Source organism: Methylobacterium sp. E-065 (genome assembly GCF_022829605.1).
In the GTDB taxonomy this organism is placed as follows: domain Bacteria; phylum Pseudomonadota; class Alphaproteobacteria; order Rhizobiales; family Beijerinckiaceae; genus Methylobacterium.
The window spans coordinates 42,029-65,555 of the sequence record NZ_JAKSYD010000153.1 but is presented as its reverse complement, the minus strand read 5'-3'; the positions used below and the strand labels follow the sequence as shown (position 1 = coordinate 65,555).

General features: G+C 69.0%; 21 protein-coding genes and 1 pseudogene. 14 read left to right on the top strand and 8 right to left on the bottom strand.

The window, feature by feature from the left end; translation table 11 throughout:
• Nucleotides 1-39 precede the first annotated feature (39 nt).
• The 6 genes from dnaQ (at nucleotide 40) to MKK84_RS20540 (ending at nucleotide 6,634) form a co-directional block, all read left to right on the top strand.
• Nucleotides 40-762 carry a DNA polymerase III subunit epsilon gene (gene dnaQ, locus MKK84_RS20565; RefSeq protein ID WP_243923003.1) on the top strand — a complete coding sequence of 241 codons (723 nt, stop codon included), beginning with the start codon at nucleotides 40-42 and terminating at the stop codon, nucleotides 760-762.
• Nucleotides 763-937: 175 nt separating this feature from the next.
• Nucleotides 938-2,128: a PHB depolymerase family esterase gene (locus tag MKK84_RS20560; RefSeq protein ID WP_243923001.1), complete on the top strand. Its 1,191-nt coding sequence runs from the start codon at nucleotides 938-940 to the stop codon at nucleotides 2,126-2,128.
• Between the two features lie 131 nt (nucleotides 2,129-2,259).
• Nucleotides 2,260-3,138 carry a TIGR01459 family HAD-type hydrolase gene (locus tag MKK84_RS20555; RefSeq protein WP_243922999.1) on the top strand — a complete coding sequence of 293 codons (879 nt, stop codon included), beginning with the start codon at nucleotides 2,260-2,262 and terminating at the stop codon, nucleotides 3,136-3,138.
• A gap of 45 nt (nucleotides 3,139-3,183) precedes the next feature.
• Nucleotides 3,184-4,011, top strand: a complete 828-nt coding sequence (locus tag MKK84_RS20550) for a 2-keto-4-pentenoate hydratase (RefSeq protein ID WP_243922997.1) — start codon at nucleotides 3,184-3,186, stop codon at nucleotides 4,009-4,011.
• Nucleotides 4,012-4,121: 110 nt separating this feature from the next.
• Nucleotides 4,122-4,358, top strand: a complete 237-nt coding sequence (locus tag MKK84_RS20545) for a hypothetical protein (RefSeq protein WP_243922995.1) — start codon at nucleotides 4,122-4,124, stop codon at nucleotides 4,356-4,358.
• Nucleotides 4,359-4,711: 353 nt separating this feature from the next.
• Nucleotides 4,712-6,634 (top strand): EAL domain-containing protein, encoded by a 1,923-nt coding sequence (locus MKK84_RS20540; RefSeq protein WP_243922994.1) that lies wholly within the window; start codon nucleotides 4,712-4,714, stop codon nucleotides 6,632-6,634.
• Nucleotides 6,635-6,771: 137 nt separating this feature from the next.
• On the opposite strand, the gene MKK84_RS20535 is transcribed toward MKK84_RS20540, so the two are convergent.
• On the bottom strand, nucleotides 6,772-7,479 hold the full coding sequence (locus tag MKK84_RS20535) for a response regulator (protein WP_243922992.1): 708 nt from the start codon (nucleotides 7,477-7,479) through the stop codon (nucleotides 6,772-6,774).
• Nucleotides 7,476-8,033, bottom strand: a complete 558-nt coding sequence (locus MKK84_RS20530) for a MarR family winged helix-turn-helix transcriptional regulator (RefSeq protein WP_409566529.1) — start codon at nucleotides 8,031-8,033, stop codon at nucleotides 7,476-7,478. Before MKK84_RS20530 ends, MKK84_RS20535 begins: the two co-directional genes overlap by 4 nt.
• A 174-nt stretch (nucleotides 8,034-8,207) precedes the next feature.
• On the opposite strand from MKK84_RS20530, the gene MKK84_RS20525 reads away from it, so the two are divergent.
• Both MKK84_RS20525 and MKK84_RS20520 read left to right on the top strand, forming a co-directional pair.
• A complete protein-coding gene (locus MKK84_RS20525) occupies nucleotides 8,208-8,795 on the top strand; it encodes a DUF305 domain-containing protein (RefSeq protein WP_243922990.1) in 588 nt (195 codons plus the stop codon).
• Nucleotides 8,779-10,146: an 8-oxoguanine deaminase gene (locus MKK84_RS20520; protein ID WP_243922988.1), complete on the top strand. Its 1,368-nt coding sequence runs from the start codon at nucleotides 8,779-8,781 to the stop codon at nucleotides 10,144-10,146. Before MKK84_RS20525 ends, MKK84_RS20520 begins: the two co-directional genes overlap by 17 nt.
• Nucleotides 10,147-10,272: 126 nt before the next feature.
• On the opposite strand, the gene MKK84_RS20515 is transcribed toward MKK84_RS20520, so the two are convergent.
• The 4 genes from MKK84_RS20515 to MKK84_RS20500 form a co-directional block, all read right to left on the bottom strand.
• Nucleotides 10,273-11,946, bottom strand: coding sequence for a formate--tetrahydrofolate ligase (locus tag MKK84_RS20515; protein ID WP_243922986.1), 1,674 nt, complete (start codon nucleotides 11,944-11,946; stop codon nucleotides 10,273-10,275).
• Between the two features lie 343 nt (nucleotides 11,947-12,289).
• On the bottom strand, nucleotides 12,290-14,158 hold the full coding sequence (locus tag MKK84_RS20510; RefSeq protein WP_243922984.1) for a tetratricopeptide repeat protein: 1,869 nt from the start codon (nucleotides 14,156-14,158) through the stop codon (nucleotides 12,290-12,292).
• Between the two features lie 141 nt (nucleotides 14,159-14,299).
• Nucleotides 14,300-14,518 carry a hypothetical protein gene (locus tag MKK84_RS20505; protein ID WP_243922982.1) on the bottom strand — a complete coding sequence of 73 codons (219 nt, stop codon included), beginning with the start codon at nucleotides 14,516-14,518 and terminating at the stop codon, nucleotides 14,300-14,302.
• Between the two features lie 127 nt (nucleotides 14,519-14,645).
• On the bottom strand, nucleotides 14,646-16,319 hold the full coding sequence (locus MKK84_RS20500) for an electron transfer flavoprotein-ubiquinone oxidoreductase (RefSeq protein WP_243922981.1): 1,674 nt from the start codon (nucleotides 16,317-16,319) through the stop codon (nucleotides 14,646-14,648).
• A gap of 406 nt (nucleotides 16,320-16,725) precedes the next feature.
• On the opposite strand from MKK84_RS20500, the gene MKK84_RS20495 reads away from it, so the two are divergent.
• The 4 genes and pseudogenes from MKK84_RS20495 (at nucleotide 16,726) to MKK84_RS20480 (ending at nucleotide 19,504) form a co-directional block, all read left to right on the top strand.
• Nucleotides 16,726-17,607, top strand: coding sequence for a uracil-DNA glycosylase family protein (locus tag MKK84_RS20495; RefSeq protein WP_243922979.1), 882 nt, complete (start codon nucleotides 16,726-16,728; stop codon nucleotides 17,605-17,607).
• Between the two features lie 143 nt (nucleotides 17,608-17,750).
• Nucleotides 17,751-18,665: a neutral zinc metallopeptidase gene (locus MKK84_RS20490; RefSeq protein ID WP_243922977.1), complete on the top strand. Its 915-nt coding sequence runs from the start codon at nucleotides 17,751-17,753 to the stop codon at nucleotides 18,663-18,665.
• Nucleotides 18,666-18,855: 190 nt separating this feature from the next.
• A pseudogene (locus MKK84_RS20485) lies at nucleotides 18,856-19,097 on the top strand (AbrB/MazE/SpoVT family DNA-binding domain-containing protein).
• A 20-nt stretch (nucleotides 19,098-19,117) separates the two neighbouring features.
• Nucleotides 19,118-19,504, top strand: a complete 387-nt coding sequence (locus MKK84_RS20480; RefSeq protein ID WP_243922975.1) for a PIN domain-containing protein — start codon at nucleotides 19,118-19,120, stop codon at nucleotides 19,502-19,504.
• Nucleotides 19,505-19,541: 37 nt separating this feature from the next.
• On the opposite strand, the gene MKK84_RS20475 is transcribed toward MKK84_RS20480, so the two are convergent.
• Nucleotides 19,542-19,802 carry a hypothetical protein gene (locus tag MKK84_RS20475; protein ID WP_243922973.1) on the bottom strand — a complete coding sequence of 87 codons (261 nt, stop codon included), beginning with the start codon at nucleotides 19,800-19,802 and terminating at the stop codon, nucleotides 19,542-19,544.
• Nucleotides 19,803-19,987: 185 nt separating this feature from the next.
• Here MKK84_RS20475 and abc-f point away from each other — a divergent pair, with 185 nt between their 5' ends.
• Nucleotides 19,988-21,610 (top strand): ribosomal protection-like ABC-F family protein, encoded by a 1,623-nt coding sequence (gene abc-f / locus MKK84_RS20470; protein ID WP_243922971.1) that lies wholly within the window; start codon nucleotides 19,988-19,990, stop codon nucleotides 21,608-21,610.
• Between the two features lie 84 nt (nucleotides 21,611-21,694).
• Nucleotides 21,695-22,174, top strand: coding sequence for a hypothetical protein (locus tag MKK84_RS20465; protein ID WP_243922969.1), 480 nt, complete (start codon nucleotides 21,695-21,697; stop codon nucleotides 22,172-22,174).
• A 14-nt stretch (nucleotides 22,175-22,188) separates the two neighbouring features.
• Here MKK84_RS20465 and mnmE read toward each other — a convergent pair whose 3' ends face one another.
• Nucleotides 22,189-23,514, bottom strand: coding sequence for a tRNA uridine-5-carboxymethylaminomethyl(34) synthesis GTPase MnmE (mnmE, locus tag MKK84_RS20460; protein ID WP_243922967.1), 1,326 nt, complete (start codon nucleotides 23,512-23,514; stop codon nucleotides 22,189-22,191).
• Nucleotides 23,515-23,527 lie beyond the last annotated feature (13 nt).

Genomic DNA, 23,527 nt, shown 5'->3' with positions numbered 1-23,527 from the left:
TAGGGTTCGCTCTGTTCACCCCGCCGAGCCGCGAGACCCATGCTGCGCGAGATCGTCCTCGACACCGAGACCACCGGCACGGAAGCGAAGGGTGGTGATCGCCTGATCGAGATCGGCGCGGTGGAACTGCTCAACCACATCCCGACGGGCCGCACCTTCCACCGCTACTGCAACCCACAGCGGGCGGTCTCCGAGGGGGCGTTCAACGTCCACGGCCTGTCGGACGCGTTCCTGGCCGACAAGCCGCGCTTCGCCGAGATCGTCGGCGATCTCCTGGATTTCCTGGTCGACGGGCGGCTCGTGATCCACAACGCGCCCTTCGATGTCGGCTTCCTCAACATGGAATACGCCCGGCTCGGGGACCGCGCCCCGCTGCCGATCCGGCTGGAGGACGTGGTCGATACCCTGCCGATGGCCCGGCGCAAGCACCCGGGGGCGGCCAACAACCTCGACGCCCTGTGCTCCCGTTATGGCATCGACAACACCAAGCGCACCAAGCACGGGGCGCTCCTCGACGCCCAGATCCTGGCCGAGGTCTATGTCGAGCTGCTCGGCGGCAAGCAGACCAGTCTCGGGCTGACGGAGGTGGCGATCGCCGCCCCCATCGCGGGATCGGCCGCCCGTCAGGCGACCGCAGCGGCGCCGCGCCCGTACCGAAGCCGGCTGACGGAGGGCGAACGCATCCGCCATGATGCGTTCCGGGCGAGCCTCGGTGCCGCCGCGATCTGGTCCGAGTATATCGGCACCGACGAGCTGGCCTGATACGCCCGGCAGACCCGCGTCGCCGGGTGTTGCGGCGCAGCACGGCGCGGTTTATTGCAGCGCACAATCCAAGCTCGGCGTATCATCGATCGGATGGTGAGGATGGTCCATGCGGTGGCTTCGTCGCCTCGGTCCCAGCCGCGACAGGAATGCTGAGACAGCGGGGCGCGCACGCATGACCGACGATCTCGGCAGCCGCGATGGAGAGTCGTTGCGCGGGTCCGGCACCTCGCCCTGGGCCGACATGATCGAGGCGACCCGCCTCACCGGCCTTGGCCGCCTGGACGAGGCCACCGCGCTGATCCAGCGCAGCCTCGGCGGTGCCCCGCAGGCCCGCCGTGACGCACCGGCCCCTGATGCGCGTCCCGGCACGGATCGGGATTCGTCCGAATCCGGACCGCGGGTGCGCGAGGTCGTCGGGCAGGTCGTGCGCGGCCTGAAGGGTTTGGGCAAGCCTCTGCGGCAGCCCGCGCCGCCCACTGACCTCTCCGTTCCTCCGGGGGGCCGCTTCGTGGCCCTGAGCCACGCGGAGACCGCCGGCAGCCGCGACTACAAGCTGTTCATCCCGAGCCGTCCGGACGCCCGGGCGCCGCTCGTCGTCATGCTGCACGGCTGCATGCAGAATCCGGACGATTTCGCCGCCGGCACCGGCATGAACACCCTGGCCGAGCGCGCCGGCGTGTTCGTTGCGTACCCGGCGCAGAGCCGGCAGGCCCATGCCCAACGCTGCTGGAACTGGTACGACCCCCGCGATCAGGCCCGCGGCTCGGGCGAGCCGGCGATCATCGCAGGCCTCACCCGCGCGATCATGGCCGAGCACCCGATCGATCCGGCCCGGGTCTACATCGCGGGCCTCTCGGCCGGGGGCGCGGCCGCCCTCAACATCGCCCGGGCCTATCCGGACCTCTACGCCGCCGTGGGGGTGCATTCGGGCCTCGCGGCCGGCTGCGCCCGCGACCTCGGCTCGGCCCTGATGGCCATGCAGGTCGGGGCGCCGGGGCTCGGCACGGCGACGCCGTTCGGGGCGCCCGCCACGGCGACCCGCGTGCCCACGATCGTCTTCCACGGCGAGGATGACGGGACGGTGAGCGTCCGCAACGCCGATCAGGTCCTGGCGCAGGCCGACGTGGCGGGGCTGACCGCCCAGTCCGAAACCATGGAAGGCCGCGGCCATCCCTTCACCCGCACCCGCTACCGGGATTCGTCCGGCCGGGTGGTGGTCGAGGATTGGCGCGTGCGCGGCGCCGGCCACGCGTGGTCGGGCGGCCGCCCGGAGGGCAGCTACACGGACCGCGAGGGCCCCGACGCCTCACGGGCGATGCTCGACTTCTTCGCCGAACATCGGTTAGGCCCGAAACGCCGGTAAGGGGTTCCCGAAGGGCGAGCCCTTTGGCGGGGTATCGGGGCGCAGCTCCGATGTTGGGCTTTGCCCGAGCCCAGCAGGGCTCCGCCCTGCACCCGCAAAAGGTCCCGGACCTTTTGAAACCAGGACTTGTGATGACCGCTATCCCGACCCTGAACGGCCTCGGCGCCATCGCCGACCGGTACGACCTGATCCTCTGCGACGTCTGGGGCGTGCTGCACGACGGTCAGAAGGCCCACGCGCCCGCGGGCGAAGCGCTGATCCGCTTCCGCGGCCTGCCGGGTCCACGGCCGCGCCGGGTGGTGCTGGTCTCGAACGCCCCGCGGCCCGGCGACGGCGTGGGGCGGATTCTCGATCGGTTCGGGGTGCCGCGCGAGGCCTACGACGCGATCCTCACCTCGGGCGACCTCACCCGCGGCCTGATCGCGGCGCGGCCCGGTGCCCGGATCCGCCATATCGGGCCGGAGCGGGACCTCGGCATCTTCCAGGGCCTCGACCTCAGCCTCGTGTCGGAGGCGGAGGCCGACCTCGTGGTCTGCACCGGCCTGTTCGACGACCGCAGCGAAACCGCCGAGGATTACCGGCCGGAGCTGACGCGGCTCGCCGCCCGCGGGCTGACGATGACCTGTGCCAACCCCGACCTCGTGGTGGAGAGCGGCAACCGGCTGATTCCCTGCGCGGGCCTGCTGGCGGCGGCCTATGCGGAGATCGGTGGCGATGTCGTCTATGCCGGCAAGCCGCACCGGCCTGTCTACGAGGCGGCGCTCGCCAAGGGGGGCGACCTCACCGGCGCCCCGGTCGATCCGGCCCGGGTCCTGGCGATCGGCGACGCGATCCGCACCGACATCGCGGGGGCCCACGGCTTCGGCATCGCGAGCCTGCTGGTTGCCCGGGGCATCCACGCGGAGGAACTCGGCGTCACGGCCGAGCACCACCGCCTCGGCGACGTGGCCGACTGGCTCGGTCGGCAGGCGGTGCATCCGGATGCGGTGATCGAGCGGTTGAGCTGGTAGCCGGCGCTGGACCTCGCCTCCGGCATGCCGGATGCTAACCGGGTCATGATAGCCGACCCCGTCCCCGCCGCCACCCACGCCCGGACCATCCTGGCCGCCCACGAGCATCGCCGTTCGATCGCGCCGCTGACCGGCTGGGACCCGACCCTCGACCTGCCGGCCGCCTACCGGGTGGCCGCGGAAATCCGCGATCTGCGGGCGGCCCGCGGCGAGCGGGTGGTCGGCCGCAAGATCGGGTTCACCAACACGACCCTCTGGGACCGGTACGGCGTTCGCGCGCCGATCTGGGGCTACGTCTACGACACGACCCTGCGCGCGCACGTCGTATCGGCCGACCCCGTGGCGCTCGCCGCCTTCGTCGAGCCGCGCATCGAGCCCGAGATCGTGTTCGGGCTCGCCCGCACCCTGGAACCCGGCATGGACGCCGCGGCCCTGATCGGATGCGTCGCCTGGGCGGCCGCCGGATTCGAGATCGTGCAATCCCTCTATCCCGGCTGGCGCTTCACCGCCCCCGACACGGTCGCGGCCTTCGGGCTGCACGGGCTGCTGATGGTGGGCGAGCGCGTGCCGATTGCCGCGGACGAGCGGTCGGCCTGGATCGGCGGGCTCGAACGGTTCTCGGTCGATCTACTGCGGGACGGAACATGCGCTGCCCGGGGCGGCGGCCGGAACGTGATGGGCGCAGGGCCCCTCGCCGCCCTCGGCCATCTTGTCGATGTGCTGGCTAATGATCCGGAAGCACCGCCTCTCGCAGCGCACGAGATCATCACAACCGGCACCCTCACCGATGCGTTGCCGCTCGCGCCCGGCGAGTCCTGGCGCGCCCGGTTCGACGGATTGCCCCTGCCCGATATCGATCTCGCCTTGATCTGAGGCGGAGGGCAGGGATTATCGTCGCGACTCGCGACGCATCCCGCGCCGGCTCCGATGATCAGCGCTTGCAGGCCTTGGCGATGCTTAGCCGACATGCCACATCCCGCAGCATGCCCGGTCGCGTTCGGAGACGCTACAGCACCTTCCTCGTCGCCGTGACGCCGGAGCGCCCCCGCAAGGCGGCGCGCCCGCTGGTCTACGCGGTGATGAAACCCGATGCCGAGGCGGCGCTCGAGGCGGTGCGCGGCCTGGCCGGCCCGCAGGCCGCTGTGTCCCTGGTGGGTGGACTGTCGACCCGGATCGCCAAGGCGCTCAAACTGAAGCCCGACGAGCCCCGCGCAGTGTGATGCACCCGCGGCTCTATCCCGATGGCGTCTGAATCCGATCGGGTCGCGCGTCCGCGGCCCGCTTGCGACCCATGCCGGGCATACCGAAGGGCGCCAGCGGGTCCCGATTGCAGTCCATGGCGAACCGGCATTTCAGATCGTTTTGCGTTGCACTCCGATCCTAGGCGTCCGCCCGGAAGCAGTCGCGTCAGTGCCGTTCCGCGAAAATCAACTGTATAATAGTGCACATAAATTCAGATCTAACTGTAGGTGGTAAAACGAAGATATTCGAAAGATGCTTTTAATGATTCCATTCTACGGTCATCGATCAAACAAAAATACCGCAAGCGATCATATTCGGGCATGATCATAAAATGCTACATCTGGTGCGGATCCATCACTTTAAAGTCCCCACATGCATTAGCCAGCTGACGGAACTGCGGAAGCACATCCCGACTCTTTATGTCCTGCTGTCCGTTAATAGCTGTGCGCTCGCGGTAACGCATTATCCATTGGCGCCAGTCCTCCTGACTCTCGGATTTCCCGGTGTTCTGGTCACCGTTTGCGTGCTGCGCGCGGTCCGGTGGTGGCGTATGCGCGTCGACGAGATGAGCCAGGAGCAGGCTGCCATCCAACTTCGTCAAACGACGGTTCTGACGGCAGTCTTTTCTGTCGCGTTCGTCAGTTGGGCGATGATCTTGAACGGCTACGGCGGCCCTTATGAGCAGGGCCATGTGGCGATCTTCGTGGCGATCACGGTGATCGCCTGCATCTTCTGTCTCACCCACCTGCCGGTCGCGGCCTTTCTCGTGACCGGCATCGTGATGGGTGTCTTTCTGTTCTGCTGCATCACCAGTCAGAACCACGTGTTCCTGGCGATTGCCGTCAACACCGCTTTCGTGACCGTGGTGATGGTGCGCGTCCTCACCAACAATTTCCGGGCCTTCGTCCAGTTGGTCGCGTCGCAGGCCGAGGCTGACCGGCTCTCGGACGAGAATGCGCGCCTCGCCCATACGGACAGTCTCACCGAGCTGCCCAACCGACGCTATTTCTTCCAGAAACTCGGCGAGCTCATCCAGGCCTCGGCGGGGAACGACGCACGTTTCGCCCTGGCGATCTTCGACCTCGACCGTTTCAAGCCGGTCAACGACACCTACGGACACGTCATCGGCGACCGGGTTCTGGCTGTGATCGGCCAGCGATTGGCAGCCTTCGCCAACGAAAACGTCACCGTCGCGCGCCTGGGCGGGGACGAGTTCGGCATCCTCGTCCGGAACCCTGGACCGCCCGAGGAGATCATCGCGTTCTGCGATGCCATCTGCGCCGCGCTGGCGAAGCCGATCCGCCTCGGCAACATCCAGGTCGTCACGGGTTGCTCGGGTGGTCTGGCCAAGTATCCCCGGGCCGGGCGCGACGCGGATGCGCTGTTCGACCGCGCCGATTACGCGCTCTACCATTCGAAGGAGCATCGTCGCGGCAAGACGATCCTGTTCTCACAGGAGCACGAGGACGCCATCCGGGCCGAGCAGATCGTGGAGACCGCCCTGCGCACGGCGGACCTCTCCGCCGAGATGACGCTGCATTACCAGCCGATCCTCGATACGGACACGGGCAAGATTGCCCTCGTGGAGGGGCTCGCGCGCTGGACCAGCCCGCAGCTCGGAGGCGTGTCCCCGGACCGGTTCATCGCCGCGGCGGAGCGGTGCGGCCTCATCCACGACATGACGCTCCTGCTCCTGCGCAAGGCGCTCGCCGACGGCACCCGGCTGCCGCGCGGGATCGGCCTGTCCTTCAATCTGTCGGCCCAAGACCTGGCCTCGCCCGAGACCGTGTTGGCAATCCTGGCCGCCGTGCGCGCGAGCGGCTTCGATCCGCATCGGTTGACGCTGGAACTGACGGAAACGGCGCTGATGCGCGACTTCGATCAGGCCAAGGCGGCCATTCGCATGCTGCGAGCCCTGGGCATCGCGGTCGCCCTGGACGATTTCGGCACGGGATATTCCAGCCTGGGCTACGTCCACAGCCTGCCGCTGGACAAGATCAAGATCGACCGCAGCTTCATGGCCGGCATCGACACGGATCTGGGCTGTAGCCTCGTCTCCACCATCCTGGATCTCTGCCGGAACCTCGGCCTCGAAGGCATAGCCGAGGGCATCGAGACCGCCGAGCAGCTGGACGCCGCCCGTCGGCAGGGCTGCCGCTACATGCAGGGCTATTTCATCGCCAAGCCGATGCCGTTCGAGGATCTACTTCGTAAGCTTACGCCGGTTGAAGCGGCAGATCGGCTCCGGGCATAGAGGACGCAACGGACCGAGATCGGACAGGCTGATGGGCGTGTTACGGGGCGCCCCTCGATCGCGTCCGATCAGGTTGGCGAACGATCCCCGCGGCGATGTCTGCTTCGATGGATCAGCCGTCCGGACGCGGCCCGGCCTCAATCCACCGCGAGCCGATAGCCCACCCCCCGCACCGTCTGCAGGAAGACCGGGTTGGCGGGATCGACCTCGGTCTTGCGGCGCAGGCGGTTGATCTGCACGTCGACCGTGCGCTCCGCCGCCGCGCCGCCGCTCCCGGCGAGTTGTTCGCGCTCCACGTTGGCGCCGCCGGCCGCTGCCAGGATGGTCAGGATTTCCCGCTCGCGCTCGGTGATGCGGATCATCTCGTCGTCCCGGCGCAGCTCGCCGCGGTCGATCCGGAACGCGAACGGCCCGAAGGTCACCGTCTCGGCCGCCGCCGCGCGGGGATGCGGGCTGCGCTTGATGATGTTGCTGAGGCGCAGCGTCAGCTCGCGCGGCTCGAAGGGTTTGGGCAGGTAATCGTCCGCGCCGATTTCCAGGCCCATCACCCGGTCGTTCGGGTTGGAGCGGGCCGTCAGCATCAGGATCGGCACCCGGGAGGTCTCGCGCACGCTGCGGGCGTATTCGAAGCCGTTCTCGCCCGGCATCATCACGTCGAGCACCATGGCGTCGAACACCACGCTCTGCGCCCGGGCCCGGGCCTCGGCGGCACTCGCCGCCGCGGTGACCCGGAACCCCTGGTCGGTCAGGTAGCGGGTGAGCAATTCGCGCAGGCGGCGGTCGTCGTCGACCACGAGGACGTGTGGGGCCTCGTCGGGCAGGTCGGCCCGGACGGGATGGCTCATGCGCCGCCCCCGGAGGTTCCGCGCCGCGCCATCAGGCGCTGGACCGCCGGCCGGTCCTCGGGCTCGATCATCGCCATCAGAAAGTCCTCCGGCGAGCCCCGGGCATCCGGCGCGGCCAGCGCCCGGGCGAGGCGGCGCGCCTGGACGCGGGTCAGGTCGGCCGCGAGTTCTGCCCCCGATTCCGTGCAGTACAGGAGGCGCTGGCGCCGGTCGCTCGCGCCCGGCTTCTGCACGACGTAGCCCTGGCCGATCAGGTCCTTCAGCACCCGGTTGAGGCTCTGCTTGGTGATCCGCAGGATGTCGAGAAGTTCGGCGATGGTCAGGCCGGGATAGCGGTCGGCGAAGTGCAGCACCCGGTGGTGCGCCCGGCCGAAGCCGTAGGCCGACAGGATCCGGTCGGGATCCCCCACGAAGTCGCGATAGGCGAAGAACAGCAGTTCGATCAGGTCGTCGCTGCCCAGGGCGGCCGGCGCGGCGCCCGGGACGGGTTTCGCCGCGAAGGTCTCCACGGACGTCTCCAGGAAGACGTCTTGGCGCGGGGCTGTCCGTGTCACGGCGCGGCCGCTCCCAACGGGTGATAGGTCAGTCCGCATGACGTTTCTCAAGGCGGCCCGAGCCCGTCAACCCTGGACGCCGGCGCTGCCTCGTCCGTCCCGTCATGGTAACCGGCCGGGCCGCCGCAACGAACGCCGTCGCGGCGCAGCGGAAATCGATATGCGACGCAGGGGATGCGTCTGGGTCTGCTTCCGACGGCGGGTTCCGCCGTCGCTGAAGGTTCGCTGCCCCACGCGCATGGTCACGCGCAATCCGCGGTGCGCACCGGCACCGAGGCCGACACACCGGCGACCCGGGGCTTCACGGCAGCGCTCAGCCAGATGATGCACGACATGGCGGTCCCCTATACCGGAGATCCGGATGTCGATTTCCGGCTTCAGATGATCCCGCATCACCGGCGCGCGATCGCGATGGGCCAGGTCGCCCGGGCGCACGCCAAGGACCCCTGGACCCGGCAACTCGCCGAGGCGGTGATCGTCGAGCAGCAGCGGGAGATCGCCGAGATGGAGGCTTGGCTCGGGCAACGCGGCGTGGCGGTGCCGCCGGACGGCGGCCCGCAGCATGTCCAGACGGCCGAGTCTTACCGGAGCCGGGATCCGGAGGCGGGGCCCGCTCGGAAATACGCGGACAATCCTGGGCCCCCGGGGCGGGTATCCGGTAGACCGGCCCGCCGACGTTCCGGTTGCCGGCGGGCCACCCGCTCCGCTACGCAGGGACATCGAGTGAGCGGGAGCGGTTTTACGGATGGCCGAAGCAGCTGAACCGGCGCCCCGCCGCCTGTGGATCCGCAACCCGCTCGCCATTCTGGCCCCGGGCGCGGAAGGCGGGATCGTGGTGCAGGGCACCCGGATCGTCGAGCTCGTGGCGGCGGGCGCCCGGCCGGCGGCCCCGGTGGACGAGACCTTCGACGCGTCGCGCCACGTGGTGATCCCCGGGCTGATCAACACCCACCACCACGCCTTCCAGACGCTCACCCGCGCCCATCCGATCGCGATCAACAAGCCGCTCTTCCCCTGGCTGAAGGCGCTCTACACGATCTGGGGGCGGATCACCCCGGAGGCGTTCCGGCTGGCCACACGGGTCGCCTATACCGAGCTGCTGCTCTCGGGCTGCACCACGGCGGGCGACCACCACTACCTGTTTCCGAAGGGGCTGGAGGACTCGGTCGACGTCCAGGTCGACGAGGCCCGCAACCTCGGGATCCGCGCCTTCATCACCCGCGGCTCGATGAGCCTGTCCGACCGCGAAGGCGGCCTGCCGCCTCACGCACTGACGCAGGACGACGACACGATCCTCTCCGACAGCGAGCGGGTGCTGAACCTGTTCCACGATCCCGCCCCCGGCGCGATGGTGCAGATCGGTCTCGCCCCCTGCTCGCCCTTCGCGGTGACCCAGCGGCTGATGCGCGAGAGCGCGGATCTGGCCGCCCGCCACGGCTGCCGCCTGCACACCCATCTCGGCGAGACCCTAGACGAGGATGCCTACTGCCAATCGATGTTCCAGTGCCGCCCCGTGGAATATCTGGAGGAGGTCGGCTGGCTGAACGACCGGGTCTGGCTGGCCCACGGCATCCATTTCAACGATGCGGAGGTGGCCCGGCTGGGCAAGGCCGGGGTCGGCGTGTGCCACTGCCCGACCTCCAACATGACGCTGGCATCCGGCCACTGCCGCACCTGCGAGTTGGAGGCGGCGGGCTCGCCCGTCGGTCTCGGCGTCGACGGCTCGGCTTCGAACGACAGCTCGAACCTGATGGAGGGCGTGCGCCACGCGGTGATGCTGAGCCGGCTCACTTATGGCGCGGAGGCGGTCACGCATCTCGACGCGCTCCGCTGGGCCACGGAGGGCTCGGCCGCCTGCCTCGGCCGCACCGATATCGGCCGGATCGAGGTGGGGCGGGAGGCGGATCTCGCGCTGTTCACCCTGGACGAGCTGCGCTTCTCGGGTGCCCACGACCCGCTGGCGGCGCTGGTGCTGTGCGGCGCGACCCGGGCCGACCGGGTGATGGTGGCGGGGCGCTGGCGGGTGATCGACGGCCAGCCCGTGGGAGTGGATGTGGGTCGCCTGCGCGAGGATCATTCGCGGCTGGCGGTGGCGCTGTTCGGGGGCGCATAAAGCCTGGTTTCACAAGGTCTTCGACCTTTTGCAGGTGCAGGGTAGAGCCCTGCGGATTGTTTCGCTGAACTCCTGGGATGGTCCCGCGCGGCCTGAGCCAACCTTGGTGAAGGCCGCGCGTGATCCCTAGAACAGCCCGTCGATCTGCCCGTTGGCGTCCAGCCGGATCGTGTCGGCCGCGGGCACCCGGGGCAGGCCCGGCATGGTCATGATCTCCCCGCAGATCGCCACCACGAAGCCGGCGCCGGCCGAGAGCCGGACGTCGCGCACGCCGACGATGTGGCCCTCGGGGGCGCCCATCAGGGTCGGGTCGGTGGAGAACGAGTACTGGGTCTTGGCCATGCAGATCGGCAGGTTCCCGTAGCCATCCTTCTCGAAGGCGGCGAGCTTGCCGGCGGCCTTGGACTCGATCTGGATGTCGGCGGCGCCGTAGAGCTTGGTGGCGATCGCCCGGATTTTTTCGGAGAGCGGCGCCTCGGTCTCGTAGGCGTGGCGGATCGGTGCCGGCTCGGCCTCGGCGAGTTTCACCACGGCGCGGGCCAGTTCCTCGGCGCCGGCCCCGCCCTCCGCCCAATGGCGGCAGGTGATCGCCTCGACGTCGAGCCGCTCACGGCACAGCTCCTTGAGCTTGGCGTGCTCGGCATCGGTGTCGGCGTAGAAGTGGTTGACGCCGACCACGACCGGCAAGCCGAAGCCGCGCAGGTTGGTGACGTGCCGGGCGAGGTTGGCAAAGCCCTTCTCCAGGGCGTCGATGTTCTCACCACCGAGGTTCTTCTTGTCGACACCGCCATGCATTTTGAGGGCGCGGACGGTCGCCACCACCACCACCGCCGAGGGGGTCAGCCCCGCCTGCCGGCACTTGATGTCCAGGAACTTCTCAGCGCCCAGATCGGCGCCGAAGCCGGCTTCCGTCACCGTGTAGTCGGCGAGCCGCAGGCCGGCCCGGGTGGCGATCACCGAGTTGCAGCCATGGGCGATGTTGGCGAAGGGGCCGCCATGGATCAGCGCCGGGTTGCCCTCCAGCGTCTGCACGAGGTTCGGCTGCAGGGCGTCCTTGAGCAGCACCGTCATGGCGCCGGTGGCCTTCACGTCCTTCAGCGTGACGAGCTTGCGATCGCGGGTCTCGGCGATGACGATCCGGCCGAGGCGCTCCTCCAGATCGGCCAGATCCTTGGCGAGACAGAACACCGCCATCACCTCGGACGCCACCGTGATGTCGAATCCGTCCTCCCGCGGGAAACCGTTGGCGACGCCGCCCAGCGACTGGGTGATCTGGCGGAGCGCCCGGTCGTTCATGTCGACCACGCGGCGCCAGTGGATGCGGCGCACGTCGATGTTGAGCTCGTTGGCCCAATAGACGTGGTTGTCGATCAGCGCGGCCGCGAGGCTGTGGGCCGCCGTGATGGCGTGGAAGTCGCCGGTGAAGTGCAGGTTGATCTGCTCCATCGGCACGACCTGGGCCTTGCCGCCGCCGGCCGCCCCGCCCTTCATGCCGAAGCACGGCCCGAGCGAGGGCTCGCGCAGGCAGATCATGGTCTTGGCGCCGATCCGGTTCAGGGCGTCGCCCAGGCCCACCGTGGTGGTGGTCTTGCCCTCGCCCGCGGGCGTCGGCGAAATCGCGGTGACCAGCACGAGCTTGCCGGATTTCCGGCTCTCCAGCCCGGCGATGTAGCCGTGGTCGATCTTGGCGATGTGCTTGCCGTAATTGTGGAGCGCGTCATCCGGGATGCCGAGCTTTTCCGCGACCTGCGCGATCGGCTTCAGGGTCGCGGCGCGGGCGATCTCGATGTCTGACGGCATGGGCGTTCCCTCGCTGAGTTGCGGGCTCGGAGCCCGCCGCCGGCTGTTGCCGTGCGGATGTGTCCAACCGTGCGGGCGGCCGCCCGCGAACGGCTGCGCAGTGTGCGTCAAACGGACAGGAAATGCGCGTCGATTTTTATGAGGTGGGCGACAAAATACCTTTGTCGAGGCGGAGCACCATCAGCGCAGGTTTATGCCCAAGTCCGCTGTCACGCGCGCTCTCCCTCCCCCCGCTGCGGCCTATCGGATTCACACATCTCCGTTGGAGGAGAGGCACGAACGGCTCCGCGTCACCCCCTCCCCCGCAAAGGGGGGAGGGAGAGCACCGAGCTGTGCGCCGGACTCACCCCCCTGACTTCTTCGCCTTGTCGGCTGCGCCCGGTGCCTCGTGCGGCTGCGGCGCGCCCTTGGGCAATTCGGGGTTCTCGGCGCTGTGCGGGGCGGCGACCGGGGCCGGCACGGTCTCGGCCGTGGCGGTCGGCTTCTCGATGTCGGGCAGGCCGTCCTTGAGCTTCGCGTTGATCTGGGTGAGGTCGTCCGGCTCGGGGTTCAGGTCCTTGGCGTGCTGCCACTGGAACTTGCCCTCCAGCCGCCGGCCCGCGCGCCAATAGGCGTCGCCCAGATGGTCGTTGATGGTCGGGTCGCCCGGCTTCAGCTCGACCGCCTTCTCCAGCTCGCGCACCGCGTCGTCCCAGCGGCCGAGGCGGTAATAGGCCCAGCCGAGGCTGTCGACGATCATACCGTCCCGGGGACTGGTATCGACCGCCTGCTGCAGCAGCTTGAACGCCTCGTCGATGTTGGTGTTCTGGTCGACCCAGGAATAGCCGAGGTAGTTCATCACCTGTGCCTTGGCGGCCGGCTGGCTGGCCGGCACCAGGGCCAGCGCCTTCTTCAGGTCGGCCTCGGCCTTCGGCCATTGCTTGGCCCGCTCGTAGGCGGTGCCGCGGAAGTAGTAGGTCGTCCAGTAGTTCGATTGCGGCCGGTTGCCGATCAGGTCGATGGCGCGGGTGTAGGTGGCGGCCGCCTCCTCGTACTTCTTGCGCGCGCGCTGGACGTTGCCGAGCGCGGTGATCACGTCGATGTCGTCGGGATGCGCCTTCATGGTGGCGTCGAGGTGCTCCAGCGCCTCGTCGCCCTTGCCCATCTGCTCCAGGTTCAGGCCGACCTGAATGTCGGCGTTGAGCTTGAGCGGGGAGATCGCGGGGATCTGCGCGTAGGCCTCGTTGGCGCGCTCGGGCTGCTTCATCCGGTCGAGCGTGTCGGCCAGCGTCAGCCGGGCGAGCGCGTGGTCGGGGGCGAGGTAGAGGGCGAGGCGCAGGTAGATCACGGCGGGCAGCTCGTCGCCCTGCGTCGAGCCCGCCGAGCCCAGCCCGTACAGCACCTCGGCGGCGCCTTCCTGGGCAGTGCCGATCAGCCGCGTGAGGGGCTTGCCCTCCTTCAGCTTGTCGAGGGCGTCGCGCACCAGCGGGTGGCGGGGCGAGAGCTGGTCGAAGTCCGAATAGGCCTGGATCGCGAGATCGGTGCGGCCGAGGCTCGCCTCCATCCGGGCATAGGCATCGACGATGCGCAGGGTGTTGCGGTCGGCCTCGTAGGCCGCCTTGAGGCGCCGCTCGGCCTCGGCGTTGTCGCCGGTCACCGAGGCGATCAGGCCGGCATGGTAGTCGCGGAAGGTGTTGTAGTAGCGCTCGCCCCGGAGCTTGTTGACGGTCTCCAGCGCCTTCTTGCCATCACCCGCCCCCGCGTACGACCAGGCGGTCAGCAGCGTGGCGGTGAGATCGGTCGCCGCGCCCCGGCCGCTGCGCGAAAAATTCTGGCGGGCGGCGGCCCACTGGCCGGCCTTGATCTGGCGCACCCCGAGGGAGAGGTTGGCGAGCCCGTTCGTCGGATCGCGGGCGATCAGCTTCTCGGCGGTGCGGAACGCGTCCGGCAGGGCGCCGTCGGCCAGCAGCGAGATGAACGCGCGCTCGACCAGCTCCGCATTGCGCGGGTCGGCCTTGACCGCCTCGCGGTAGAAGGTCGCGGCCGCCGCCGTGTCCCGGGCGGCGCCCGCGATGTAGGCGGAGAGGAAGTTGCCCTCGAGCGAATCCGCGGGCTCGTAGTCGAGGATCGGGGTCGATTCCTTCGGCTGCGCGGCAAGCACGGTCTGCGGCAGACCTGCGGCCAGCAGCAGGGCGAGCGCCGAGACGCTCCGGCGGGCGCGTGATGTCATCATGAACCGATCGCGGCTCCTGGGCGCCGACCGACCAAGAGGCCGGGCGCGAGAATGGCGGGTTATCCCCGAAAAAGCGTCGGGGACACTGAACCCATCCCGCCAGCCCCGCAAGGCGAAAGGATGGCGCGGGGGGAGACTGGTTCAGGCGGGCTCGGGCGCTGGGTTCCGTGGACGCCCGCCCCGCTCGCCGAGCAGACCCGACAAGATCTCCGACGGAATCATAGCCGGCAGCACGGTCGTCAAAAGCCCGTGTACGCTCACGTGAATGTCGAGATCCGCGATCTCGAAGGCGGCTCCTCCCGGCCAGAGCTCAAGACGTGACAAGGCGGGGATATCGACCTCACGCAGGGGCTCGATCAACGCGCGGGGGATCAGGAACCCGCCATGTCGCTCGGTCAGGATCGCTACGGCATCGTATTCCGGGCCAGTTCGTCACCGCACGGGCCCGGAACGCGCCCGGCCTTCATCGCCGCCTTCGATCAGCCCCTCACATATTCGGATAGTTCGGCCCGCCCGGCCCCTCCGGCGTCACCCAGTCGATGTTCTGGTTCGGGTCCTTGATATCGCAGGTCTTGCAGTGGACGCAGTTCTGCGCGTTGATCTGGTAGCGCACGCCGTCGCTCGCCGCGGCATCCTCCACCCACTCGTAGACGCCCGCCGGGCAGTAGCGGGACGAGGGGCCACCGTAGATGTCGTGCTCGGAGTGCTTCTGCAGCTCCAGGTCGCGGACCTTGAGGTGGGGCGGCTGGTCCTCCTCGTGGTTGGTGTTCGACAGGTAGACCGAGGAGAGCCGGTCGAAGGTCAGCTTGCCGTCGGGCTTCGGGTAGGTGATCGGCGTCACCTCGGAGAGCGGCTTGAGGCAGGCGTGATCCGGCTTGCCGTGCTTGAGCGTGCCGAACGGCGAGGCGCCGAGGATCGTGGTCGCCCACATGTCGATCCCGCCGAGCCCAACGCCGACCAGCGTGCCGTACTTGGACCAGAGCGGCTTGACGTTGCGCACGGCCTTGAGGTCCTGCCCGATCGGGCTCTCGCGCCAGCCGGCCTCGTAGGCGGTGAGCTCGTCGCCCGCGCGGCCGGCCTTGAGCGCATCCGCGATGGCGTCGGCCGCCTGCATCCCGGACAGGATCGCGTTGTGCGAGCCCTTGATCCGCGGCACGTTCACGAAGCCCGCCGAGCAACCGACCAGGCAGCCGCCGGGGAAGACCAGCTTGGGCACCGATTGCCAGCCGCCCTCCATGATGGCCCGCGCGCCGTAGCCGATGCGCTTGGCGCCCTCAAACGTCTCGGCGATCATCGGGTGGGTCTTGAAGCGCTGGAACTCCTCGAACGGCGACAGGGTCGGGTTCTCGTAGTTCAGGTGCGTGACGAAGCCGACCGAAAGCAGGTGGTCGTCGAAATGGTAGAGCCAAGAGCCGCCGCCGGCCCGGTTGGGCAGCGGCCAGCCCATCGTGTGCTGCACCAGCCCCGGCTCGAACTTGCCGGGCGCGAGCTGCCACAGCTCCTTCACGCCCAGCCCGTACTTGAAGTGGTCGCTGTGCCGGTTGAGCGAGAAGCGCTGGATCAACCCCTTGGTCAGGTTGCCCCGGGCGCCCTCGCCGAACACCGTGTACTTGCCGCGCAACTCCATGCCGCGGGTGTAGTCGTCGCGCGGCTCGCCCGACTTGCCGATGCCGAGATCGCCCGTGGCGATGCCCGCCACGGCGCCGTTCGCGTCGAACAGCACCTCGGAGGCCGGGAAGCCCGGGTAGATCTCGACGCCGAGCGCCTCGGCCTGGGCGCCCAGATACTTGCACGTGTTCGAGAGTGAGCCGACGAAGTTGCCGTGGTTCGACATGAACTTGGGGAAGAACAGGTTCGGCAGGGTGATGCCGCTGTTCTTGGTGAGCATCATGAACTCGTCGCGCTGGACCTCCGTCTTGAGCGGACGCTCCGGGTCCTGGCGCCACTCGGGCAGCAGCCGGTCGAGGCCGATCGGATCGACCACCGCCCCGGACAGGATGTGGGCGCCGACCTCCGAGCCCTTCTCGACGACGACGACGGAGATCTCCTCGCCGATCTCGGCGGCGCGCTGCTTCAGGCGGATCGCGGTGGCGAGCCCGGCCGGGCCGGCGCCGACCACGACCACGTCGAAATCCATGCTCTCGCGTTCGGGCAGCGCCATCCTCGCCTCTCCTTTTCTTTGTTTCAGGACCCGATTCATCGCCGGGCCGGCGTTCCTTCTGCCGTCTCAAGCGATTCCAAGCTAGAAAGGCAAGTTGCCGACGCTCAAGCTCAAGGCAAAGTTCCCTTTGCCGCACCGGAGGGCGTACCGGGGCACTCTCACTTCACCCCCCTCATCCTGAGGTGACCGCGCAGCGGGCCTCGAAGGAGGGCTCCAGGGATCGCGAGACCGCTGGAGGGCTCCTTCGAGACCTGCGCTGCGCTCCGGCACCTCACGATGGGGGGGTGGGTTGGACGATTCGTGTCTCCGGACGCCGGCCCTGCGCCCTTCGGTCACGCAAGTCCTTGGGGGCCGGCCCGTTTCAAAAGTTGTCCACAGGCCCCGGCAATCCCACATGATGTCTCTGATGCCGAGCCCCTCCGACGCGCAAGCCGACCTGATCGCCTATCTCGACTTCCACGTGGAGGCCGGGGCCGACGCGGCGCTCGACGAGCAGCCGCACGACCGCTTCGGCGAGCCGGACTCACCCGCACCGACCCTGCGCGCCCCGCGCAGAGCCGCGCCGCCCCGGGCCGTGGAGCCGCCGGTCGTCGCGGTGGCCAACAGCCTCGTGCCACCCCCCGGCGCCCCGCCGCCCGTCGTGGCGCCGCGCACCTTCGGTCGGGCCGCCAGCGCCCAGCCCGACGAGGCCGCGAGCGACGCCCGCGTCCGGGCGCGCCAAGCCAAGTCGCTGGTGGAGCTGGAGCGGATCCTCGCGGATTTCGATGCCTGCCCGCTGCGCTTCACCGCCAAGAACCTCGTCTTTGGCGACGGCAATCCGGAGGCGCGGGTGATGTTTCTCGGCGAGGCGCCGGGGGCCGACGAGGACCGGATCGGCAAGCCGTTCATGGGCCGCTCGGGCCAGCTCCTCGACAAGATGATGAAGGCGGTCGGGCTCGACCGGACCAGCGCCTATATCGGCAACATCGTGCCCTGGCGGCCGCCGGGCAACCGCAACCCGACCCCCCAGGAGGTGGCGGTGTGCCGGCCCTTCGTGGAGCGGCAGATCGAGCTGGTCGATCCCGATATCATCGTCTGCCTGGGCGCGCCCGCCACCCAGACGCTGACCGGGTCCAAGGACGGCATTCTCCGCACCCGCGGCCGGCTGTTCCCGTACACGTTGCCGAATCGTGAGGTGAAGCTGCTCGCCACGCTCCATCCGGCCTTCCTGTTGCGCCAGCCGGTGCAGAAGCGGCTGGCGTGGCGGGACTTCCGCGCCCTGCGCGCGCTCATCGACGGGACAGCTTGACCGCGGAAGCGGAACCGGCTCTCCCCTCCCGCCATTAGAGTTTCGTTCCCGCCGGCGGTTCGCCGCCGTCCGGACAGGACGACGCACGACACCTTGCGTCCCGCCCGCGGCGGCCGGCGCAGCACCGATAGCGGGACCCGACCATGCGCTGGGACGATCTACGCAGCTCCGACAACGTCGAGGATCGCCGGGGCGAAGGCGGTGGCGGCGGTGGCGGCATGGGCTTCCCCGGCGGCGGTGCCGGCGGCCTCGGGATCGGCACTATCGTGGTGCTGCTGATCGTCAGCTACTTCACGGGCATCAACCCGGCGATCCTGATCGGCGGCGCCGAGCGGATCGGCGGCGGTCACAGCCAGCAGGAGCAGCCGGCCGATCCGCAGACGCAGGCCAAGCGGCGCCAGGCGCCCACCGACGAGAGCGGCCGGTTCGCGTCAAAGATCCTCGGCAACACCGAGGACGTGTGGAGTCAGATCCTGCCGCAGCAGACCGGCAAGCAATACACCCCGACGACCCTGGTGCTCTACACCGGCGGCACCCGCTCGGGCTGCGGCTCGGCCCAGGCCGCGATGGGCCCGTTCTACTGCCCGCTCGACAAGAAGGTTTATTTGGATACCGGCTTCTTCAAGGAGATGGCCACCAAGTTCGGCGTGAAGGGTGATTTCGCCTACGCGTACGTCATCGCCCACGAGGTCGGCCACCACGTCCAGGACGTGCTCGGCATCCTCGGCAAGGTCCAGGCCCGCCAGCAGCAGGCGTCGAGCAAGACCGAAGCGAATGCCCTCTCGGTGCGGATCGAGCTGATGGCCGATTGCCTCGCCGGTGTCTGGGCCAAGAACTCCAACGACAAGTACGCCGAGCTGGATCAGGGCGATATCGACGAGGCCCTGAACGCCGCCGCGCAGATCGGCGACGATGCGCTGCAGCGGCGCTCGCAGGGCTACGTGGTGCCGGATTCCTTCACCCACGGTTCCTCGGCCCAGCGCCAGCGCTGGTTCACGGCCGGCTACAAGAGCGGCCAGACCAAGGCGTGCGACACGTTCCGCACGGCGGGGAACTGAGGCGACTCAAGTAACGCTCCGTCTCAGCGAGCGCAGCGACGTGACCAGCAGCGCTTCGGCTTCGGAGGCCACTCTGCCGTAGGGCGTGGCGCGCGAGAGTGGCGGAGGTCGCCGGTCACGATCGCGTCCGGATTGACGGAACCTCGAATCGTCCCTTCAAGTCCGGACAGTGGGACCTTTGGAGATCGCGATGGCGTCCCTCGCGGTGACAGCAAGAGGACAGATCACGCTCGCACGTGACCTGTTGCAGCACCTTGGCGTCAAGCCGGGGAGCGAATCAACTTCGAGAAACTGCCGGGTGGCGAGTTGCGCGTGCGGGCGACCCGGCCCGCCGGCTCCATCGACGATTTTTTCCATAGCCTGGACGGCAAAGTGAAGCTGGATCAGCTGCTGACGATCGAGGCGATGAACGATATCACCGCCGCGGGCTGAGCCGGCGTGCGGGACGACGAATGAACGTCGCCGTCGATACCAACGTGCTGGCGCGAGCGATTCTGGCCGACGATCCCGCACAAACACGCGCGGCGCGAAGGCTGCGCCGGGACGCGGCCTCGATCGCGGTGCCACTGCCGTGCCTGTGTGAACTGGTCTGGATACTTCGGCGCGACGGGGCCAAGCTCGCGACGGCTGATGTGGCGGCTGCGATACGCGCGTTGCTCAATACCGGGAACGTCGCCAGGAACCGGCCCGCCGTGGAAGCCGGGCTCATGCTACTCGAAGCCGGCGGCCACTTCGCCGATGAAGGCCGATGGCTGGGCGGGGAGACCTTCGTCTCCTTCGATCAGAAGGCGGTGGCGCTGCTGTTGCAGCAGGGAGAAGCCGCCCACCTCCTGGCCTGATCGCAGACTTGCTCGGAACCCGTCCGACCGGGGCAGGTCAGCTCTTGCTCAACCGCCTTGCATTGGCCTGCACTTTCCGCCGGTAGCTGCGGATCACCTTGCCGTTCGAGGCGCCTGCGGCCAGCATGAAGGCGGCCTCGCCGGCGGCCATGACCTTCTCGGTCACCATCAGCTGCGCCTCGGCCTGGGCTGCGGGTCCCCCGAGGGCGAACATCGCCAGGCGCTGGGCGATCACGCCCTGCGCCTCCAGCCCCAGCATGGCCATGTCCATGCCCGTCTTCCACCAACCGAACAGCATCGCGTTCCTCATGTTGCCCGTGGCAACTGTTGCACAAGGCAACGGTCGAGCCTGGTTCCGGCTCCCGGCATGCGCCCAGGCCTGCATGGGGTGCAAGCGTTATCCCGCACTGCGACATCACGCTTTGCGCAGCCCAGGCGGATGCCGTAAGCGCCAGGGCATTCCCCCGGACAGCGCCCACCGCCATGATACGCCTGGACAAGATCACCAAGCAGAACGGGCGGCAGCTCGTCTACATCGAGGCCTCGGCCGCCCTGCAGCGCGGCGAGAAGGTCGGGCTGGTCGGCCCGAACGGGGCGGGCAAGACCACCCTGTTCCGGATGATCATCGGCGAGGAGCAGCCCGACGAGGGGCAGGTCTCGGCCGACAGGGGCATCACGATCGGGTATTTCAGCCAGGATGTCGGTGAGATGTCGGGCCGCAGCGTCGTCACCGAGGTGATGGACGGCGCCGGGCCGGTGAGCACGGTCGCGGCCGAACTCGCCGAGATCGGTGCGGCCCTGGCCGATCCGGACCGGGCCGACGAGATGGACGCCCTGGTCGAGCGCTACGGCGAGGTCCAGGCGCGGTTCGAGGAGCTCGACGGCTACGCCCTGGAGGGCCGGGCCCGGGAGGTGCTCGACGGCCTCAGCTTCAGCCAGGAGATGATGGACGGCGATGTCGGCGCCCTCTCGGGCGGCTGGAAGATGCGCGTGGCGCTCGCCCGCATCCTGCTGATGCGCCCGGACGTGATGCTGCTCGACGAGCCGTCGAACCACCTCGACCTGGAGAGCCTGATCTGGCTCGAATCGTTCCTCAAGGCTTATGACGGCGCCCTGCTGATGACCTCGCACGACCGCGAGTTCATGAACCGCATCGTCAACAAGGTGATCGAGATCGACGGCGGCGCGCTCACCACCTTCTCGGGCGATTACGCGTTCTACGAGGGGCAGCGGAAGCTCAACGAGGCGCAGCAGCAGGCGCAGTTCGAGCGCCAGCAGGCGATGCTCGCCAAGGAGATCGCCTTCATCGAGCGCTTCAAGGCCCGGGCCTCCCACGCCGCCCAGGTGCAGAGCCGGGTGAAGAAGCTCGACAAGATCGAGCGCGTCGAGCCGCCCCGGCGGCGGCAATCGGTGGCGTTCGAGTTCCAGCCGGCGCCGCGCTCGGGCGACGACGTCGTGATGCTCAAGGGTGTCCACAAGCGCTACGGCAGCCGCACGATCTACGAGGGGCTCGACTTCTCGGTGCGCCGCCGGGAGCGCTGGTGCGTGATGGGCATCAACGGCGCCGGCAAGTCGACGCTCCTGAAGCTCGTGACCGGCACCACCGCGCCCGACGACGGGGCGGTCACGATCGGCGGCAGCGTCAAGCTCGGCTATTTCGCCCAACACGCCATGGACCTGCTGGACGGCGACCGCACCGTGTTCGAGACCCTGGAGGAGGCCTTTCCGCAGGCCGGCCAGGGTTCGTTGCGGGCGCTGGCGGGCTGCTTCGGCTTCTCGGGCGACGATGTCGAGAAGCGCTGCCGGGTTCTGTCAGGCGGCGAGAAGGCCCGGCTGGTCATGGCGCTGATGCTCTATGACCCGCCGAACTTCCTGGTGCTCGATGAGCCGACCAACCACCTCGACATGGGCACCAAGGAGATGCTGATCACGGCGCTCGCCAGTTACGAGGGGACGATGCTGTTCGTCTCCCACGACCGGCACTTCCTGGCGGCGCTGTCGAACCGGGTGCTCGAAGTCACGCCCGAGGGCATCCATCAATACGGCGGCGGCTACACCGAGTATGTCGCCCGCACCGGCCAGGAGGCGCCGGGCCTGCGGAGCTGACCGGCAACCCTGCGACGGCTGCGCCGCTTACGTCGCACGACAACCCCGGGTAGGCTCGCGCGAAACGGCCGGATCCGGGACGCCGTGCGACGCCTTCTGAAATTCCTCCACACGATGGGCTCGGCTGGATTGCTGGGGGCGCTGGCGTCCCTGGTGGTCATGCTGGCGCTGACCCCGCCTCCGAGCGCCCTGCCCGGCTACACGGCGATGCGCGGCGCGATGGGCGCGGTCGCCACCTGGGTGTTCCTGCCGTCGCTCGCCGTGACGTTGATGTCGGGCCTGATCGCCATGGCGGTGAACCGGGCCTACCTCAACGCAGGCTGGGCGTGGCTGAAGCTCGCCACCGGCGTCCTGATGTTCGAGGGCGGGCTGGTCTACGTGCAGGGGCCGATGAAGCAGGAGGCCGCGCAGAGCGCCCGGGCGTTGGCCGGCTTGCTCGACCCGGCGGCTTTGGCCGTCTCGCTCCCCGGCGAGCGCGGGACGCTGTGGGTCCTGCTTGCGATTTCGGCTGCCAACGTCGCCCTCGGGATCTGGCGTCCGCGGATCCTGCGGATTCCGAGCTAGTCGCGACTCGACCGCTATTTGCCGATACAAAAGCCGGCAAACAAACGATCGAGCACATCCTCGACTCCGACATGGCCGGCGACCTCGCCCAGCGCTCGGACGGCGAGGCGAAGATCCTCGGCGACGAGTTCCGGCGGGCCGTTGGCCCCTACGACCAGGCGATCGAGATGGGCCGTACAGGCTTCCAGCGCAGCCCGATGGCGCGCCCGGGTGATCAGCGCATCGCCCTGGCCCAGGCCGGCCTCGGCCTGGGCCTGGATGGCGTCGAGGAGGGCATCGAGCCCATGACCGGTCCGGGCGGAAACACCCAGAACGCCGTCCGATCGCAGATTTTTATAGCCGGCTAAGAGATCGATCTTGGTGTGCACCGTCAGGACTTGAACTGCGGTGCCGGCGAGGTCGGGTTCGGCGCCGTCGGGCGGCACGAGCGCCAGCACCAAATCCGCGGTCTCGATCCGCGCGCGGGTCCGCCGGATCCCCTCGGCCTCGACGGGTTCGACCGTCTCGCGCAAACCCGCGGTATCCACCAGCAGCACCGGCAGCCCAGCCAGATCCAGCCGCACCTCGATCGCGTCGCGGGTCGTACCGGGCGCGTCCGACACGATCGCGACGTCCCGCCGGCTCAGGGCGTTGAGCAGCGTCGACTTCCCGGCATTGGGCGCACCCGCCAGCACCACGGTGAACCCATCCCGCAGCCGCTCGCCCCGGTGCCCGTCCCGCAGGATTGCGGCGATCTGGTCGCGTAGGGCAGTGGCCCGTCCGAGCAGCGCGGCATCGAGCCCGGCCTCGTCTACGTCGCCCTCGTCGGCGAAATCCAGGGCCGCTTCGGCAGCGGCGAGGCAATCGATCGCCTCCGCGCGCCAAGCCGCGACCTGTCGGCTGAGGGCCCCGTCGAGCTGGCGCAAGGCCTGCCGCCGTTGGCCCTCGGTTTCCGCGTCGATCAGGTCTGCGACGGCTTCGGCCTCGGCCAGATCCATCCGGCCGTTGAGGACCGCTCGTCGCGTGAAGGCGCCCGGCCCGGCCGCGCGGCATCCCGGCATCCGGGCCAGGGTGGCGAGCACGCCCATCCGCACCGCTGGCCCGCCATGGAGGTGCAGCTCGGCCATGTCCTCGCCGCTGTAGGTGTTCGGCCCCGGCAGCCAGACCACGAGCGCCCGGTCGAGCTCGGTCCCGTCAGCCGGGTTGCGGAGCGTCCGCAGCGACAGCCTGCGAGGCGCCGGCAGGGCTCCGCACAGACCGGTGAGCACGGTTCGGGCCCCCGGGCCGCTGAGGCGGATCACCGCGACAGCCGCCCGGCCGAAGCCGCTGGCCGGGGCGAAGAGCGTTTCGGTTTCAGTCATGGCAGCTGCGACG